Origin of the sequence: Streptomyces sp. NBC_00988, assembly GCF_045162645.1 — a bacterium.
Taxonomy (GTDB): domain Bacteria; phylum Actinomycetota; class Actinomycetes; order Streptomycetales; family Streptomycetaceae; genus Streptomyces.
The window spans coordinates 3,778,748-3,794,574 of sequence record NZ_CP108730.1 but is presented as its reverse complement, the minus strand read 5'-3'; the positions used below and the strand labels follow the sequence as shown (position 1 = coordinate 3,794,574).

General features: G+C 71.4%; 14 protein-coding genes. 8 read left to right on the top strand and 6 right to left on the bottom strand.

Annotated elements, in window-relative coordinates; genetic code table 11:
- Positions 1-11 precede the first annotated feature (11 nt).
- A complete protein-coding gene (locus OG496_RS17235; RefSeq protein ID WP_405971481.1) occupies positions 12-680 on the bottom strand; it encodes a GntR family transcriptional regulator in 669 nt (222 codons plus the stop codon).
- 160 nt (positions 681-840) lie between these two features.
- Between OG496_RS17235 and OG496_RS17230 the strand changes: the two genes are divergently transcribed.
- The 3 genes from OG496_RS17230 (at position 841) to OG496_RS17220 (ending at position 4,591) form a co-directional block, all read left to right on the top strand.
- Positions 841-2,313 (top strand): NCS1 family nucleobase:cation symporter-1, encoded by a 1,473-nt coding sequence (locus OG496_RS17230; protein WP_405971480.1) that lies wholly within the window; start codon positions 841-843, stop codon positions 2,311-2,313.
- Positions 2,314-2,318: 5 nt separating this feature from the next.
- Complete coding sequence (locus OG496_RS17225; RefSeq protein WP_405971479.1) at positions 2,319-3,038, top strand: aspartate/glutamate racemase family protein; 720 nt, start codon at positions 2,319-2,321, stop codon at positions 3,036-3,038.
- Positions 3,039-3,643: 605 nt separating this feature from the next.
- Positions 3,644-4,591 (top strand): glycoside hydrolase family 6 protein, encoded by a 948-nt coding sequence (locus tag OG496_RS17220; protein ID WP_405971478.1) that lies wholly within the window; start codon positions 3,644-3,646, stop codon positions 4,589-4,591.
- 43 nt (positions 4,592-4,634) lie between these two features.
- On the opposite strand, the gene OG496_RS17215 is transcribed toward OG496_RS17220, so the two are convergent.
- From OG496_RS17215 to OG496_RS17200, 4 genes are all read right to left on the bottom strand, one after another.
- Positions 4,635-5,111 (bottom strand): GNAT family N-acetyltransferase, encoded by a 477-nt coding sequence (locus OG496_RS17215; protein WP_405971477.1) that lies wholly within the window; start codon positions 5,109-5,111, stop codon positions 4,635-4,637.
- Positions 5,108-5,542, bottom strand: a complete 435-nt coding sequence (locus OG496_RS17210) for a RidA family protein (protein ID WP_405971476.1) — start codon at positions 5,540-5,542, stop codon at positions 5,108-5,110. Before OG496_RS17210 ends, OG496_RS17215 begins: the two co-directional genes overlap by 4 nt.
- A 76-nt stretch (positions 5,543-5,618) precedes the next feature.
- The gene (locus OG496_RS17205; RefSeq protein WP_405971475.1) at positions 5,619-6,341 is read right to left on the bottom strand and encodes a hypothetical protein; all 723 of its coding nucleotides are present in this window, start codon (positions 6,339-6,341) and stop codon (positions 5,619-5,621) included.
- Between the two features lie 93 nt (positions 6,342-6,434).
- A complete protein-coding gene (locus tag OG496_RS17200) occupies positions 6,435-7,091 on the bottom strand; it encodes a hypothetical protein (RefSeq protein WP_405971474.1) in 657 nt (218 codons plus the stop codon).
- A gap of 38 nt (positions 7,092-7,129) precedes the next feature.
- On the opposite strand from OG496_RS17200, the gene OG496_RS17195 reads away from it, so the two are divergent.
- Together OG496_RS17195 and OG496_RS17190 are read left to right on the top strand one after the other, a co-directional pair.
- Complete coding sequence (locus tag OG496_RS17195; RefSeq protein WP_405971473.1) at positions 7,130-9,031, top strand: TIR domain-containing protein; 1,902 nt, start codon at positions 7,130-7,132, stop codon at positions 9,029-9,031.
- Positions 9,032-9,332: 301 nt separating this feature from the next.
- Positions 9,333-11,198, top strand: coding sequence for an FUSC family protein (locus OG496_RS17190; RefSeq protein WP_405971472.1), 1,866 nt, complete (start codon positions 9,333-9,335; stop codon positions 11,196-11,198).
- 46 nt (positions 11,199-11,244) lie between these two features.
- Here the strand turns inward: OG496_RS17190 and OG496_RS17185 are convergent, their stop codons facing one another.
- Positions 11,245-12,195 carry an endonuclease/exonuclease/phosphatase family protein gene (locus OG496_RS17185; protein WP_405971471.1) on the bottom strand — a complete coding sequence of 317 codons (951 nt, stop codon included), beginning with the start codon at positions 12,193-12,195 and terminating at the stop codon, positions 11,245-11,247.
- A gap of 158 nt (positions 12,196-12,353) precedes the next feature.
- Here OG496_RS17185 and OG496_RS17180 point away from each other — a divergent pair, with 158 nt between their 5' ends.
- The 3 genes from OG496_RS17180 (at position 12,354) to OG496_RS17170 (ending at position 15,757) form a co-directional block, all read left to right on the top strand.
- Positions 12,354-13,733 (top strand): amidohydrolase, encoded by a 1,380-nt coding sequence (locus tag OG496_RS17180; protein WP_405971470.1) that lies wholly within the window; start codon positions 12,354-12,356, stop codon positions 13,731-13,733.
- A gap of 32 nt (positions 13,734-13,765) precedes the next feature.
- Positions 13,766-14,956 carry a cytochrome P450 gene (locus tag OG496_RS17175; RefSeq protein ID WP_405971469.1) on the top strand — a complete coding sequence of 397 codons (1,191 nt, stop codon included), beginning with the start codon at positions 13,766-13,768 and terminating at the stop codon, positions 14,954-14,956.
- 111 nt (positions 14,957-15,067) lie between these two features.
- Positions 15,068-15,757 carry a DUF899 domain-containing protein gene (locus OG496_RS17170; RefSeq protein WP_366494167.1) on the top strand — a complete coding sequence of 230 codons (690 nt, stop codon included), beginning with the start codon at positions 15,068-15,070 and terminating at the stop codon, positions 15,755-15,757.
- Positions 15,758-15,827 lie beyond the last annotated feature (70 nt).

The window sequence follows — 15,827 nt, the reverse complement described above, 5'->3', positions numbered from 1 at the left end:
ACTCCCTCTGTTTACGGCTGCGCGTCGTCCTCGAACAGATGCCGGACCGTGGAACGGTAGTTGGTCCGCACGTGGGCCAGTGCGTGCGCGCGGGCGCGGTCCGGGTCGCCGGATGCGATCGCCTCGTACAACTCGCGGTGTTCCACGAGGAGTTGGGGCCACTCCTCGTTCCGTCGGGTCATCCAGCGCAGTCGGCCGGCGACGGGTTCCAGGGCGGCGGTCAGCAGCGTGTTGCCCGCCATCGTCACGATGCTGTCGTGCAGGCGGCTGTTGATGTCCGTGATCACCTCGGCGTCCCCTGCCTCGGTCGCGGCGGCCGCACGGTCGAGGAGTTCCTCCACCTCGGCGAGTTCCTCCGGTGTCGCGCGGGACGCGGCGAGCCCGGCCGCGTAGACCTCCAGGGCCTCGCGCAGTTCGAAGAGCTCCCGCACGTCGTTCGGGGTGAGACGGCGTACGACCGTGCGCCGCGGGGTCTCGAAGTGGACGAACCCCTCGGCGACCAGCGCGCGGATCGCCTCGCGGACCGGCACCCGGGAGACGCCGAACCGCTCGGCGAGCTCGCGCTCCACCAGCCGGTCACCGGGACGGAGGCGACCGGCGATGACGTCCTGCCGCAGGGTGGCCAGGACGCGCTCGCGCACCGCTCCGAGGGGTTCGATCTTCGCTGTCGTGGAGCTCATGAGGTTATCTTCGCCGACTCCGAGGGTCTTTTACGGAGCGTTAACAACGGAGACATCGGCCGGAACGGTTGACGGGAGGACCATGACCGCAGTTTGGTATACCAAACGACATCGGAAGCCGCCCTGCCCGCCCCTCCCGTCCCCTCGCCCTGGAGGCCCCGTGTCCCTCGCCGACCGTGCCGAAGTCACCGGCACACCAGCGTTCGTCCCCGACCCACGGCTCACCAACGAGGACCTCGCCCCCGCCGACAAGCGGAACTGGAAGGTCTTCGACCTCTTCGCCATGTGGATGTCCGACGTCCACAACCTCGGCAACTACACGTTCGCCGCAGGCCTGTTGGTCCTCGGCATGAACGTCTGGCAGGTCTTCACCGCCCTGCTCGTCGGCTTCGTGCTCATCTACGTCGGCATGAACTGGATGGGGAGGATCGGGCAGGCGCACGGCGTCCCGTTCCCGGTCGTCAGCCGCATCAGCTTCGGCGTGTGGGGCGCGAACATCCCGGCCCTCATCCGGGCCGTGATCGCCATCATGTGGTACGGCATCCAGACCTACCTCGCCTCCGTCGCCGTCAACGTGATGCTGCTGGCGGCCTGGCCGGGACTGGAATCCTGGACTCACCACTCCTTCCTGGGACTTGACGCTCTCGGCTGGGTCTCCTTCGTGTCGCTGTGGCTGATCCAGGCGGTGATCATCAGTCAGGGCATGGAATCCGTACGGAAGTTCCAGGACTTCTGCGGCCCCGCGATCTGGCTGGTGATGATCGCGCTGGCCATCTGGGTGCTGGCGAAGGCCGGTTGGTCGATCTCCCTCACCTCGACCCCGCACCCGGTCTCGTTCGGCGAGCAGTGGCGGCAGTGGTTCGGCGCGATCGGGCTGATCCTCGCCACGTACGGCACGCTGATGCTCAACTTCTGCGACTTCTCCCGCTTCGCACCGGACTACAGGACCGTCCGCCGCGGCAACTTCTGGGGCCTGCCCATCAACTCCACCGCGTTCGTGGTCGTTTCGGTGATCGTGACGGCCGGTTCGCTGGAGGTCTGGGGCCAAGCCATCACGGATCCGGCCGAGTTGGTGGCCAAGGTCGGCAACACCTGGGTGATGGTGCTGGGCGCGCTGACGTTCGCCGTCGCCACCATGGGCGTCAACATCGTCGCCAACTTCGTCTCACCGGCGTACGACCTGGCCAACGTCTGGCCGCAGAAGATCACCTTCAGGATCGGCGGCATGATCAGCACGGTCGCCGCGCTGGTCGTCACCCCGTGGAACCTCTTCTCCAACCCGACCGTCGTCAACTACTTCCTCGGCGGCCTCGGCGCCTTCCTGGGCCCGCTGTTCGGCGTGATCATGGTCGACTACTACTGGGTGAAGCGCGGCCGGGTCGACGTACAGGAACTCTTCGACGCGACCCCCGGCTCCCGCTACTACTACCGGAAGGGCGTCAACCCCAAGGCCCTGTGGGCGTTCCTGCCCTCGGCGGCGGTCGCGGCGGTGCTCGCTCTGGTGAAGGCGTTCAGCGACGTGGCCCCGTATTCGTGGTTCATCGGCACGGCGCTGGGGGCGGGCCTGTACGTACTGATCTGCCGCACCGAGCGAGCCGCCACCGAGCCCGCTCCCGAACCGGTGGAGGTCTGAGCGGAGTGCGCATCGTCGTCACCAACTGCAACACCACGCAGGAGATGACCGAGGAGATCGTACGAGGTGCCCGGGCCGCGGCAGGCCCGGGCACCACCGTGACCGGCCTGACCCCCGCGTGGGGCCCCGAGTCGGCGGAGGGCTGGCTCGACAGCTACCTCTCGGCGGCGGCCGTCATGGACCTCCTCCGGACGTACGAGGGCCCTGCGTACGACGCCGTCGTCATGGCCGGCTTCGGGGAGCACGGGCGGGAAGGCGTCCGGGAGTTGGTGGACGTACCGGTCGTCGACATCACCGAGGCGGCCGCCCACCTGGCCTGCCTGCTGGGCCGCCGCTACGGCGTAGTCACCACGCTGGAACGGTCCTGCGGCCAGATCGAGGACAGCCTGGAGCTGGCCGGGGTGGGCCGGAACTGCGCGGCGGTGGTGGGCACGGGCCTGAGCGTCCTCGACCTGGCGGGCGACGACGACCGCACGGAGGCGGCGTTCCTCGCGGCGGCGGAACGGGTGTGCGCGGCGGGGGCCGAGGTGTTGGTGCTGGGGTGCGCCGGGATGACGGGGTTGCAGCGGGCGGTGGGCGAGAAGCTGGGGTTGCCGGTGGTGGACGGGGTGGGGGCGGCGGTGAAGCTTGCGGAGTCGCTGGTGGGGCTGGGACTGAGGACGAGCAGGGCGGGGAGTTTTGCGCGGCCGGTGGTGAAGAGGAGGGGATGGGGGCGGCGTCCCTGAGGGGGTGGGGTGGGGGTAGTCGGGGGTGCGGGGGCGGGGTTTCTGAGGGCGCGGTTGGTCGGGGTTGCTGGGTCGAGTTCAGAGTGCGGGTGCGTGGGGGTTGCTCGCGCAGTTCCCCGCGCCCCTTAAAAGCGCCTCAGTTGGTCCGACCTTCAGGGTCGTGGGTTGGTCGGGGGTGCGGGGCAGAGTCTCTGAAGGGCCCGCGGGTGGTCGCGGGTGCGGGGGCAACGCCGTTGAAGGGGTGCGGGTTTGGTCGCGCGCGCGAGGGCAACGCCCTAAAGGGGCGCGAGGTGGTGGCTTTTAGGGGCGCGGGGCTGTACCGATATGCGGCTCCGCCGCGTGGGCGTGACCAGCCACGACGGCGCAGCCTCCGCGCAACGACAGATCCCGGCCCCCCTACCGCACCGCATTCTCCGCCCCGCCGCACCGCACCCCTCGTCGCACCGCACCCCCGCCACGCTCCACTCTCGCCGCACCCCACCCCCCGTCGGGGTGATCTTCCCCCGCCCTGCCAAGTCACGTACCGGACCGACCCCGAGCGCCCCGCAGACTCCGGGAAGGACAAGCCGCCGCCCAGTCACCCGCGCGGCAGGAACGGAGCCACCTTGCCCACCCCGGTACGCCGAGCCCTCCTCGCCACCCTCCTCGCAGGACTCTGCTGCGCCGGGGCGACACGCGACGTACCGGAACCGTTCTGGACCGCCCCCGACTCCCGAGCCGCACAGCAGGCCGCCGCCTGGCGCGAGGCCGGCCGGACAGCCGACGCCACGCTGATGGACCGCATCGCCGCCAGACCCGAGGCCGAGTGGCTCAACGGACCCGACCCCGGCCCGGTCGTCCGTGCCCGCACCACCGCCGCCGCCCAGGCCGGCCGCGTCGCCGTACTCGTCGCGTACTACATCCCGAACCGGGACTGCGGCCAGTACTCCCTCGGCGGCGCCCCCACCGCGGCGGCCTACCGCACCTGGATCGACGAGTTCGCCACCGCCCTCGGCGACCGGGGCGCCTACGTGATCCTCGAACCGGACGCGGTCGCCCAGGTGGTCGCCGGCTGCACCCGAGTCACGGCGAGCGAACGCTACGCACTGCTCGCCCACGCCGTGGACCGCCTCAAGGGTCAACCGCACACCCACGTCTACGTCGACGCGGGCAACTCCAGCTGGATCCCGGAGGCTTGGAGACTGGTCGCCGGGCTCAAGGCGTCCGGCGTCGACCGAGCCGACGGCGTCGCCCTGAACGTCTCCAACTACCAGACGAACCAGGCGAGTTCGACGTACGGCGACCAACTCTCCCAAGACCTCGCCGGCAAGCACTACGTCATCGACACCAGCCGCAACGGCAACGGCCCCTACGCCGGCACCGACGCGTGGTGCAATCCACCCGGCCGCGCCCTCGGCACCCCACCGACGACCCGCACGGACAACCCGCTCCTCGACGCCTACCTGTGGATCAAGCGCCCCGGCGAGTCCGACGGCACCTGCCGAGGCGGCCCGGCCGCAGGCCAGTGGTGGCCGTCGAACGCCCTCGAACTGGCCCACAACGCCCGTCCCTGACACACGACTTGTGGCTTACGGTTCGTGGCCTACGGCCTGTGGCTTACGGCTTGGGGTCCCACACATACCGCACGTCCGGCTCCCGCTCCTCGTTGGTGCCGCCGTCCGTGAACTCGACGGCGACGAAGCCGTGCCGCTCGTAGAACCGGTGGGCGGGCTTGTTCACCTGGAACGTCCACAGGTGAAGCCCCTCCGGACTCCGCTCCTTCGCGAGTCCGACGAACCGGTCCCCGAGCCCCCGCCCGCGCCAGTCCGGTTCGAGGTACAGCTGCGACACCTCATCCCCGTTGATCACCATCAGCCCCACGACCCCACAGCCGTCCCCCGCATCGGCCACCCAGATCTCCCGCAACGGCACGACGACGTCCCGGAAGTAGTCCCGCACGTCGTCGGCGGACCGCGGACTGACGACGGTCGGCAGCGCGGCGGCGAACGAGCGCAGCCACACGTCGGCGGCGGGACGCGCATCGGGTGCGGTCGCCCGCCGCAGCGTGACGACGACCTCGGAGTCGGGGTTCACGACTGCACCACCTCGTCCTCTCCCGATGACTCTTCCGGTACGACGGCTGTCGCCGTGATCTCCACGAGCTGCCCGGTGTATCCGAGGCAGGCCACGCCGACGAGCGTGGACGAATGCGGCCCCCTACTGAGCCCGGACGCCTCGACCACCTCCCACACGGCGGACAACACCGAGGGCTCGCTGCTCACGACATACACGTCCGTCGCGACTACATGCCCCAAGTCACTCCCGACCGCCCGCAGTTGCTCCCCGAGATTCACCACCACCTGCTCGGCCTGCCGCACCGCGTCCCCCACACCGACCACCTTGCCGTCGACGTCGAGCGGAACCGCCCCGGCGAGAAAGGCGAGCTTCGTACCGGCTTCGACGACGGTGGCGTGGGAGTAGGTGGGCGGTGGGAAGAGCGCGGGGACGGTGACGCGTTCGAGCACGGGGTCTCCCAGAAATCGGTCGATCGGGCATCGGCGGCCGGCAGTTGGCGGTCGGCGCAGTGCGGGCGTCAGCCGATCACATGGACGAGGCTCCCGCATCCGAATTTCCGCCAGACAGTTGGTGTTCGCACTCCTGCGCAAGAAACGGGTACGCCTCGGTGATGGCCGCATGGATCCGCCGCCGGAGCAACTCCTCCGCAGTGGCCCGCCCGGCACCCCCGTGCAGCCCGTTCAGCAATTCGTCGTAACGAGCCAGCCGGTGCAGCAGATAGTCGACCTTCCACCGGTCGAGCGCGACGGCATCAGCAGTCCTGCCCTTGACGGGGGTGTCGTCCGGCGGCAGCCCCCGCCGCTCGTACGCCCGCTCCTCGTCCCGCCGTTCGCGGTGCTCGACCGCGAGCGCCGCCAACCTGTGCGGAGCCAGCCGCGGCACGTCGATCGGTTCGGCCGCGATCCGTGCCAGCACCTCCCGCCGCCTGCGCCGAGCGGCGACCCGCGTCGCGGCCGACCTCCGCGCGGCAGCCGCCGAAACGGCCCGGAACTCCTCACTCCGCTCAGCGGCCTCGACCCGCTCGACGCAGTACAGCCGGATCCGCGGCGCCGCCCGGACATGCGGATTGACCCGCAACAGGTCGGGTTCACCGAGCAGTTGACGCACCATCCCGGCCGTCCATCCCCGCGCGCGCAACCCGGCGGCCGAGAGATGCGTACGAGTGGCATGCGCGTCGCCGTCGCCGCCCTCCGCGTCCCGCCCTTGCTCCTGTCCCCGCCCGCTCTCATTCGTCTCGTGCGCTGCCATCGACCGCTCCCCCGTGGTGACTCTCAGTGACCACTCCAGTGAAGCGCGCACCACTGACAATCGGCCCGACGGCCTCACGCGGCGAGAGTGACCTCAGACTCCGGAGGCGTCAGGAGCGTTCGGAGCGTCAGGACCTGTTTGAACCGCTGGGGGGGGGGTGCCCCGATTCGCCCTTGTCGTCGCGTCCTCGGGAGTGCGCGGTGCGGGCAGGTCGATGAGGTCGCCGACCTCGGCCACCTCCTGCAAGGTCCGCGCCAATGACCTCAGGACACCCCGCACCTCCGCGATCGCACCGCGCAGCGCGTCCGCGTGTTCCCACTCCCGCTCCCACGCCACCGGATCGCGCCCTTCGGGCCGCTGCGACTCGTAGGCGGCGAGGCGGGGATGCCAGGTCGCGAGGAGGGGGCGCAGGACGCGGTTGAGGACGGTGACCGCGAGGACGGCGAAACTGACGTGACCGGGGGGTACGGGCGGGGCGATCTGGGGCCCGTGGCGGTGGAGGATGTCGCGGGTGGTGCCGAAGAACGTGTAGAACGACGACAGCGCCTCGCGCAGGAAGCCCTCGTCGGCGGCGAGTTCCTCGACCGACACGCGGGTGACGAGCTGCAGGTACAGCTCCCAGGCCGCGCTGCGCTCCGCGTCGGCGGGTTCCCAGGTGCCGGAGATCTCGCCGACGAACGGGATCGTCAGTCTGGCCGTGATCTGTGACGGACCGCCCGGACCCCGCCGCCTGCGCTGCCTGTGTCTCATGATCGCCCTCCCCGGTACCCACAGTAGGGTAAGCCGTCGTGTGGGATGTCTTCCTCAGCTACAGCCGCGGTGACGTGGAGCGGGTCCGACCGCTCGCGCAGGTGCTGCGCGACGGCGGCCTTGAGGTGTTCACCGACGAGACCGGGGTCGCCTCCTTCGCCGGCATCAGCGACACCATCCGACGCGAACTGGCCCGCTCCAAGGCGCTGCTCGCCTACTACTCCACCGGCTACCCCGAACGCGAGGCCTGCCAGTGGGAGTTGACCACGGCCTATCTGGCGGGCCTGGGAGAGGGCGATCCGCGCGGCCGCGTCATGGTCGTCAACCCCGAGCCGGCCTCCGACCACATCCACCCCGTCGAACTCCGCGACGCCCGGCACGCCTCGGCCGACGACCCCGCCGCCCTGGTGGCCGACGTACGCGAGCACATCGCCCGCCTCGACGGCCCGATGGCCATCCAGGAACGTGCCGTACGGCGCTGGCTGTTGGGCTCCCCGGAGCCGCGCCTCGACTTCCTGGGCCGCCTCTCCGAGCTCTGGCAGGTGCACTCCGCCCTGCACGCCCACTCCGCGCCCCTCGTCACCGGCCGCGACGCCCCGCGCGCCGTACAGATCCGCGGCATGGCCGGCATCGGCAAGTCCGCACTCGCCCAGGAGTACGCCCTCCGCTTCGAGGCGGCCTACCCGGGCGGTGTCTTCTGGGTGAGCGGGCAGTCCTACGACGACTCCATGCGGGCCCTTTCCGACTCGGCCGCCGCCTCCTTCGGTGCCGACGGACCGTTCCTGTGGATCGTCGACTCCGTCCCCGCCGACCGGCTCGGCGCCCGCGACATCGCCGCGATGGCGGCACCCCATCCACTCGGCCGCACCGTCTTCACCCTGCGCAGCCGCGCCTATGCCGGAATCGGCACCCCCGTAGACCTCGAACCGCTCGACGCCCTCCACGCGCGCGTGCTCGTCGGCGGTGACGAGGCACTGGCCGAGGCGGTCGAGGGGCATCCGCTCGCCCTCGGACTCCTGGGGCGCGCGATCCGGGCCGGGCATCATCCGCGCGAACTGTACGACCGGCTGCACGCGCGTGGGGGTTCGCTTCTCGACACGCTCGCCGGGACGGACGTGACCGGTGCTCTCGTACGGGACGTGGACACGGCGGAGGCCGCCGACGTCCTGCGCTGCGCCGCCGTACTGCACCCGTTGCCGCTGACGGTGGAGGACGCGGAACGCGTGCTCGCCGCCGTCGACCGGGTGCCCAGGGCCGTCGCCGCCCGGCGGGCCGGGAACGGCGTCTCCGAACTGCGCGTGCGCAGTCTGCTGGCGCCTGTGGCCGACGGCGGCTGGCGGCTCCACCCGGTCACCCTGCACGCGTGGCACCACCACGACCCGGCGCCCGCCCGCACCGAGTCCCTGCGGCACGCGGCCCTGCGGACCCTGTGCGGCCGCCGCGACCCGGTTACGCTGACCTTCCCCGGCAGCCGGAGGGAGGCACCCATGGCAGCACCCAGTGAGTCGGAGCGGATGGCCGCCTTCGACATCCAGGTCGAACTGGTCACCCGCATCGGGGTGCAGGAACTGGCGCCGGGCACGGGCAGTCTGCGCGAGGCGCTGGCCTCCCTGAAGTCACTGATCGACTTCACACGCGGGACGCTGCACACGTACAGCATCGGCCTCGAACGCGGTTCCGGCGCACCGACCGTCCAGAGCCTCGCCTACGCCCTCATCAACGACACCATCCGACCCTTCACCAGCACTTGGCACCCCCGCCTGGCCGCCTACGAGGCCCGCTGCCCGGCGGACACGGCCCCACTCGACCACGAGTCCGCCTGGCCGCAGGCCGAGACCATGCGCACCGAACTGACCGTCCTGCGCGAGCCGTTGCTACGCATCGCGGAGGCGCTGGGCGGTATCTCGGGGGCGGACTTCGGGATGGCGGCGACGGGCTGAGCGGCCGCGCGGCGACGCGTGGCGGCGGGCCGGCGGGGCGGGGGGAGCCTGAGGTGCTTGATCGCGCGGGTTCCGACGTGGGGGCGCTGTTCTCGGCGTTGCGTTCATAAAGAAAGCGGCTTTACGGTCAACCTTCACACCGCCGAAATGCGTGCGGCCCGTTCCGCACAAGGTCGCGAACTACCGTGGACACCACGGCTACCTCCCCAGCCGCCCGCACCGGCTTCAGCGCCCGCTCCAGCTACCGCCCCGGCCACCGTCGCCCGAAGGCACACCCCGCCCTCGTCAAGACAGGAGCCCTGTGTCCCGTCGTACCGACGCCTTCTCGCTTCCGCCCTGGCTCGCCCACACGCTCCGTGCGCAGCGCGGGCCGGTTCCCTGGAGCGCGGTCACGCGAGGGGCGCTGGCCGCCGGGCCGCTGCTCATGGCGGCCGTGCTGGTCGGGCGTACGTCTCTCGGGGTGCTGGCCGCGCTCGGGGCGATGCTCGCCGGGATCAACGACCGGCCCGGGAGCCGGCGGGCCTCCGTCAAGCGGCTCGGGGGCCCCGCGCTCGCCGGAGCTGCCGGGCTGCTGGTCGGGACGTATGCCGGGGCGCATGTCGGGGCTGTCGTGCTGACGCTTCTCTTCACCGGCATCGGGCTGGTCGCCGGCGGGTTCAGTGCCATCGGGCCCGTCGCGTCCGGCGCCGGTACGCAACTCCTCGTCGCCTCCGCCATCGGCGCCGGCATGCCCCTGCCCGAACCGGGGTGGCAGCGGGCCCTCGCCTTTCTCGCCGGTGCCGCCTGGCTGGTCCTGCTGCGGCTGGCGCTGCCCACGCCCGGGGCCATCGCCGGCGACTACCGGTTCGACGGCGAGAGGCACGCCGTGGCCGCCGTGTACGACGCGATCGCGGCGCTGCTCGACGCGAGCGGTGGGGCGGAGGCGACGGGGCGGCGCGCCGCGCTGACCGCCGCGCTCGATCACGCGCAGGACGCGCTCGCCGGGCCGCGGCTGCGGCGGTACGCCAGTTCGGCGGCCGAGCGGCGGCTGCGCGGGCAGTACGCCGCCGCGCTGCCGCTCGCCGAGGCCGCGACCGCGATCGCCTGGGCCGGGGAGGCGGTGTCGGCACGTGCAGGGGAAGGGCCGCGTCGGCTTGCCGCCGCCGTACGCGACAACGCACCCACCGGGCCGCTGCCCGCGCCCAACCGTTCCGCCCCCGCGCTGCGCGCCCTCGACGACGCGCTGCTGCAGGCCGCCGACGCCTTCGACCAGGCGGAGGGGAGCGAATCGAGTCTGCACACGCGTCGGCGTACGCCAACTGATCTGATCCGTAAGGCCTTTGGGGCCGGGGGACGGGAGTACGGCTTGCGGGTCGCGCTCTGTTTCGGGGCCAGCGTCGCCGTCGCGCAGGCACTGCACCAGACCCGCTGGTACGGGCAGCACGAGCACTGGTACTGGCTGCCCGCCACCGCCGTCTTCCTCGTCAAGCCAGACCTCGGGCCGCTCGCCTCGCGGGCGCTGAGCCGGGCGGCCGGGACCGTGCTGGGGGCGTTGCTTTTTGCCGGGTTCGCCGCCGTCCTGCCCCGGCCCGAGGGGCTTGTCGCGCTCGTGGCGCTCAGCGGTGCGCTCATTCCCGTCGCCACCCGGCACTTCGCCGCGCAGACCGCCGTCGTCACCGTCCTCGTGCTGTCTCTCGTGATGGTCGGCGGGGAGCCGCAGGCCTCCGCCGGCCGGATCGGGGAGACACTGCTGGCCTGCGCGATCGTGCTGATCGTCGGACATCTGCCGATGCCGGGGGAGCGCGGCGGGGGAGTGCGCGCCCGGCTCGCGACCGCGGGCGCCGCCGCACACGCCTACCTCGTGCACGTCCTGAGCGAGTCCGACGACCGCGCCGAGCGCTGGACCCTGCGCCGCGAGGCCTACCGCACGCTCGCCGAGGCCCGCGGCGCCATCGCCGTCTCGGCCGCCGAACTCCCCGCCCTCGCCCGGCACACGGAGGGCACGGACGAGGTCGCGGCCGTCCTCGAACGGCTCGTGGACACGACCACCGCCTGCGCCGTCCATCTCGACGACGCGGGGCGGCTCACGTCCCGCCACATCCAGCAACTCACCGAGCTGCTGGAGGAGTTCGAGCGGGGACGAGGGCGGGTCGGGCTGCGTGCCATCGAACTGACCATCGCCGTCTAACCAGTTCGGCTACACGGGGATCAACTCCAGTCAGTCATAAGGCGAGTTACTCCACCCGTACCCACACCGGTGCGTGGTCCGACCCCGGCGCCTCCCGCCGCGCCGCCGGGTCCGGGCCCACCGATGGCAGCCGCAACGTTCCCTCACCCGGCAGTCCCGTCCCCGCCGCCGTCACCCGGTGGACCAGGTGATGGCTGAGCAGGATGTGGTCGATCAGCTCGCGGCGCCCGGAGTTGATCCGGGAGTAGCGCTGGTCGGCCGGGATGAGCGGCGCCACGTCCCACAGCCGGACGGCGTCGCCCTGGTCGTCCCGGTCGTAGCCCGGCGTGCCGATCTCCGAACCGGGCGGGCCGAGCAGGATCTGGGTGGTCGCGGCCTGCACCTCGTCGTTCATGTCACCGAGCACCGCCACGTCCCGGGTACGGCCCTCACCGGCGAGCAGTTCGTCGGCCAACGCGCGCAGGGTCGCCGCCTCGGCGGCCCGGCGGTAGAGGGCGTAGGCGCCGTAGCGGGCCCGCTCGCCCTCGTCGTGCGGGAAGAAACGGCCGCCCGGGTACGTCAGCAGCTTCGACTTCAGATGGGCGACCGCCACCGTCAGCGGGCCGGTCGCCGTCGCGACCTCCACCGCCAGGAAACCCCGGCCCGCGCCCGGTTCCGTGGCGCCCGAGTCGTCCGACTGCACCGGGCGCAGATGCGCCGGGAACGTGTTCGTGTCGGCGACGACCCGCGGTTCCGTACGGCTGAGGAAGCCGACCCGGATGCCCCGGACGTCCGGGTGCGCGGAGGTGGCGGTGTGCCACTCGCCGTCCAGCATCCCGGCCAGGTCGCCGAGCGCCGCCGGGTCGCCGACCTCCTGGACGCCGAGCAGCACCGGGTCCAGTTCCGTGATCACGGCGGCGAGGGAGGCGAGCTTCGTCTCGTAGGTGGCCTTGTCCTTCGGGCCGGACGGGCCGCCGGGGCGGAACAGGTTCTCCAGATTCCAGGTGCCGAGGAGCATGCGGGGCCCCTTCCAGAAGCCTTGGTCGTGAAGTTTTGTTCGTGCGCCATGAGCCTTGGTGGTGAGGCAAGCGTGCTGGTCCGGGGCGGCTCGCGACAGCGCAACGCCGGGATGCGCGGTTCGGCTCACGCGGGGCGAGGACGGCGTCGTACGTTGGGATGGTGAGTGACTCTCCCACCGCTTCTCCCAACGCCTCTCCCGCCGATCTGCTCATCACCGGCTGCACCGTTCTCGTCCACGACGACCAGGAGCGCATCGCCTTCGAGCAGGACGCGGCGATCGTCGTACGGGACGGGCTCGTCGAGTCGGTGACAAGCGTGGCGGACGCGGTCGGCCTCGCCGCCGTCGAACGCGTCGACGCACGCGGCCAGATCGCTCTGCCGGGGCTGATCAACTGCCACACCCACGCGCCGATGGTCGCGCTGCGCGGGCTCGCCGAGGACCTCCCCACGGAGGAGTGGTTCAACGACGTCGTCTGGCCCGTCGAGTCCAACCTCACCGAAAAAGACGTGGAGTTGGGGGCGCGGCTCGCCTGCGCCGAGCTGATCCGCGCCGGGGTCACCTGCTTCGCCGACCACTACTTCTCGATGGACACGGTCGCCGCCGTGGTCGCCGAGTGCGGGATCCGAGCGCACCTCGGCGAGGCCTACTTCTCCTCCCAGGGTCCTCAAGGCCGGGACAAATCACTGGAGTTCGCGCTACGGCACCGAGGCACCGCCGACGGCCGTATCACCACCGCCCTCGCCCCGCACGCCCCCTACACGGTGACCGACGCCGACCTCGCCGCCACCGCCCAACTCGCCCTGGAACACGGCCTCCCCGTCCACATCCACGCCGCCGAGAACCGCGACCAGACCAACACCAGCCTCTCCCGCCACGGCATCACCCCCATCGAAGTCCTCGACCGCGCGGGCCTGTTGGCCACCGACCTGCTCATCGCCCACGGCACCGGCATCATCGACCGCGACCTCCCCGTCCTGGAGCGCGCGAGCGGCCGTACGGCGGTCGCCACCGCGCCCCGGGGATACCTCAAGTTCGCCTGGCCGGACACCACTCCGATCCGCGCCCTGCGCGCCATCGGCATCCCGGTCGGGCTCGCCACGGACGGCGCCGCCTCCAACAACTCCCTCGACGTGTGGGAGTCGATGGCGCTCACGTCGTTGGTACAGAAGTCCGTCGAAGGCGATCCGCGCTGGCTGACGTCCCGTCAAGCACTGCACTACGCAACCCTCCAGAGCGCGCGGGCGGTCGGACTGGGCGACTCGATCGGGCGCATCGCACCGGGACGCCGGGCCGACATCGTCCTCGTCGACCTCACCGGGCCGCACACCCAGCCCGTGCACGATCTCGCCGCCACCCTCGTGCACAGCGCCCGCTCCTCCGACGTCCGCACCACGATCGTCGACGGCCGCGTCCTGATGCGCGACCGCGAGCTGCTCACGCTCGATGTACCCGCTGTCGTACGGGAGTTGGAGGATCGTCTGCCCGCCCTCGTCGACCGGAGCCACGGCCGGCGCATCCAGGAATACGACACCTGAGCCGTGCCCGAGTCCCCTCTAGGCTGTCCTCCATGGATTTCGCGGACGGCCTTCTCGACCACCCGTACGACGTGTACCGGCGCCTGCGCGACAGCGCCCCCGTGCACCGCATCGCCGGCCCCGACGGCACCCCCGCCTGGCTCGTCACCCGGTACGACGACGTGCGGGCGGCGCTGGCCGACCCGCGGCTCTCGCTGGACAAGAGGCATGCCACGGCCGGGACTTACAAGGGGTTCTCGCTGCCGCCCGCGCTCGACGCGAACCTCCTCAACATGGACCCGCCGGACCACACCCGCATCCGGCGCCTGGTCGGCCGCGCGTTCACCCCGCGCCGAACGGAGCAGCTCCGTAAGCCCATTCGGCGCACCGCCGACCGACTCCTCGACGCGCTGGGGGAGGAGGGCGACACCGACCTCATCGCCTCCTACGCGGCACCCCTCCCCATCACCGTCATCTGCGACCTGCTCGGCGTGCCCGACCGGCACCGGCGGGACTTCCGGGTGTGGACCGACACCCTCGTCGCGCCCGCCCCCGGGACACCGCCCGAGGCCGGCAAGCACGCGGTCGTCGCGATGCTCGGCTTCTTCACCCAACTCCTCGCCGACAAGCGGGAAGAGCCCGGCGACGATCTTCTTTCCGACCTGATCGCCGTACGCGACGAAGGCGACCGGCTCAGCGAGGACGAGCTGATGTCCCTCGCCTTCCTCATCCTCTTCGCCGGGTACGAGAACACCGTCCAGCTCATCGGCAACGCCGTGCTCGCCCTGCTGCAACACCCCGAGCAGCTGGCCGCGTTGCGTGCGGACCCCGCCCAACTCCCGGCCGCCGTAGAAGAGTTCCTGCGGTACGAAGGGCCCGCGCTGCTTGCCATCCGGCGTTTCCCGGTCGAGGACGTCACCATCGGCGGGGTCACCATTCCCGCCGGTGAGACGGTCTGGGTGTCCGCGTCCGCAGCGAACCGTGACCCGGACCGTTTTCCCGAGCCCGACCGGCTCGACCTCTCCCGTGACACCTCCGGGCATCTCGCGCTCGGCCACGGCATCCACTACTGCCTGGGCGCGCCGCTCGCCCGTGCCGAGACGGAGATCGCGCTGGCCGCGCTGCTGGAGCGGTTCCCGCGGCTGGAGTTGGGGGTGGGGGAGAGCGAGGTGCGGTGGCGGCCTTCGCTGCGCGCCCGGGGACTGCTCGCGCTTCCGGTGTCGTACGCGACGAAGTCCCTCTGAACATCCCCCGACCCTCTGAAGATCTCTCCAAGAAACTTTCCGACGCGGCGATGAGTTCCGGTTCTCCCTCCGGTCCACCCCTCAACGGACCGTTGTCACAGGAGGGGCCCCATGTCGCTTCCGGAGATCGTCTCGCATGCGCAGTGGCGCGCGGCGCGCGAGGAACTGCTGGTCAAGGAAAAGGCGGCCACGCGCGCGCGGGACGCGCTCAACGCCGAGCGGCGCGGGCTGCCCATGGTGGAGATCGACAAGGAGTACCTCTTCGAGGGCGGCGACGGGAAGGCCACCCTGCTCGACCTCTTCGAGGGGCGCGGCCAACTCGTCGTCTACCACTTCATGTTCGCGCCCGAGTGGGACGCGGGCTGCCGCAGCTGCTCGGCGTTCCTCGACCAGATCGGGCACCTCGCCCATCTGAAGGTGCGCGGCACGACGTTCGCCGCCGTGTCGAGGGCGCCGTACACGAAGATCCTGCCGTTCAAGGCGCGGATGGGGTGGACGCTGCCCTGGTACTCGTCCTTCGGCGGGGACTTCAACTGGGACTTCGACGTCACGCTCGTCGGAGACGGGGAACCCGTCGAGCGGCCGGGCGTCAGCTGCTTCCTGCGGGACCGCGACCGGGTGTTCCACACCTACTCGACCTATGAGCGCGGGCTCGACGGGCTCGGCTCGACCACGACCTTCCTGGATCTGACCGCGCTGGGGCGGCAGGAGGAGTGGGAGCAGCCCAAGGGGCGCGCGTCGGCGCTCGGGGCGCCCGCGGGAAGTGAGCGCGTCCGCTATCACGACGAATACGAGGACTGATACGGGAAACTTGTTTCGAGAACCTGTGCCGAAGATGTGTGGCCAGGTGTCGACTATGTCTCAGTACCGT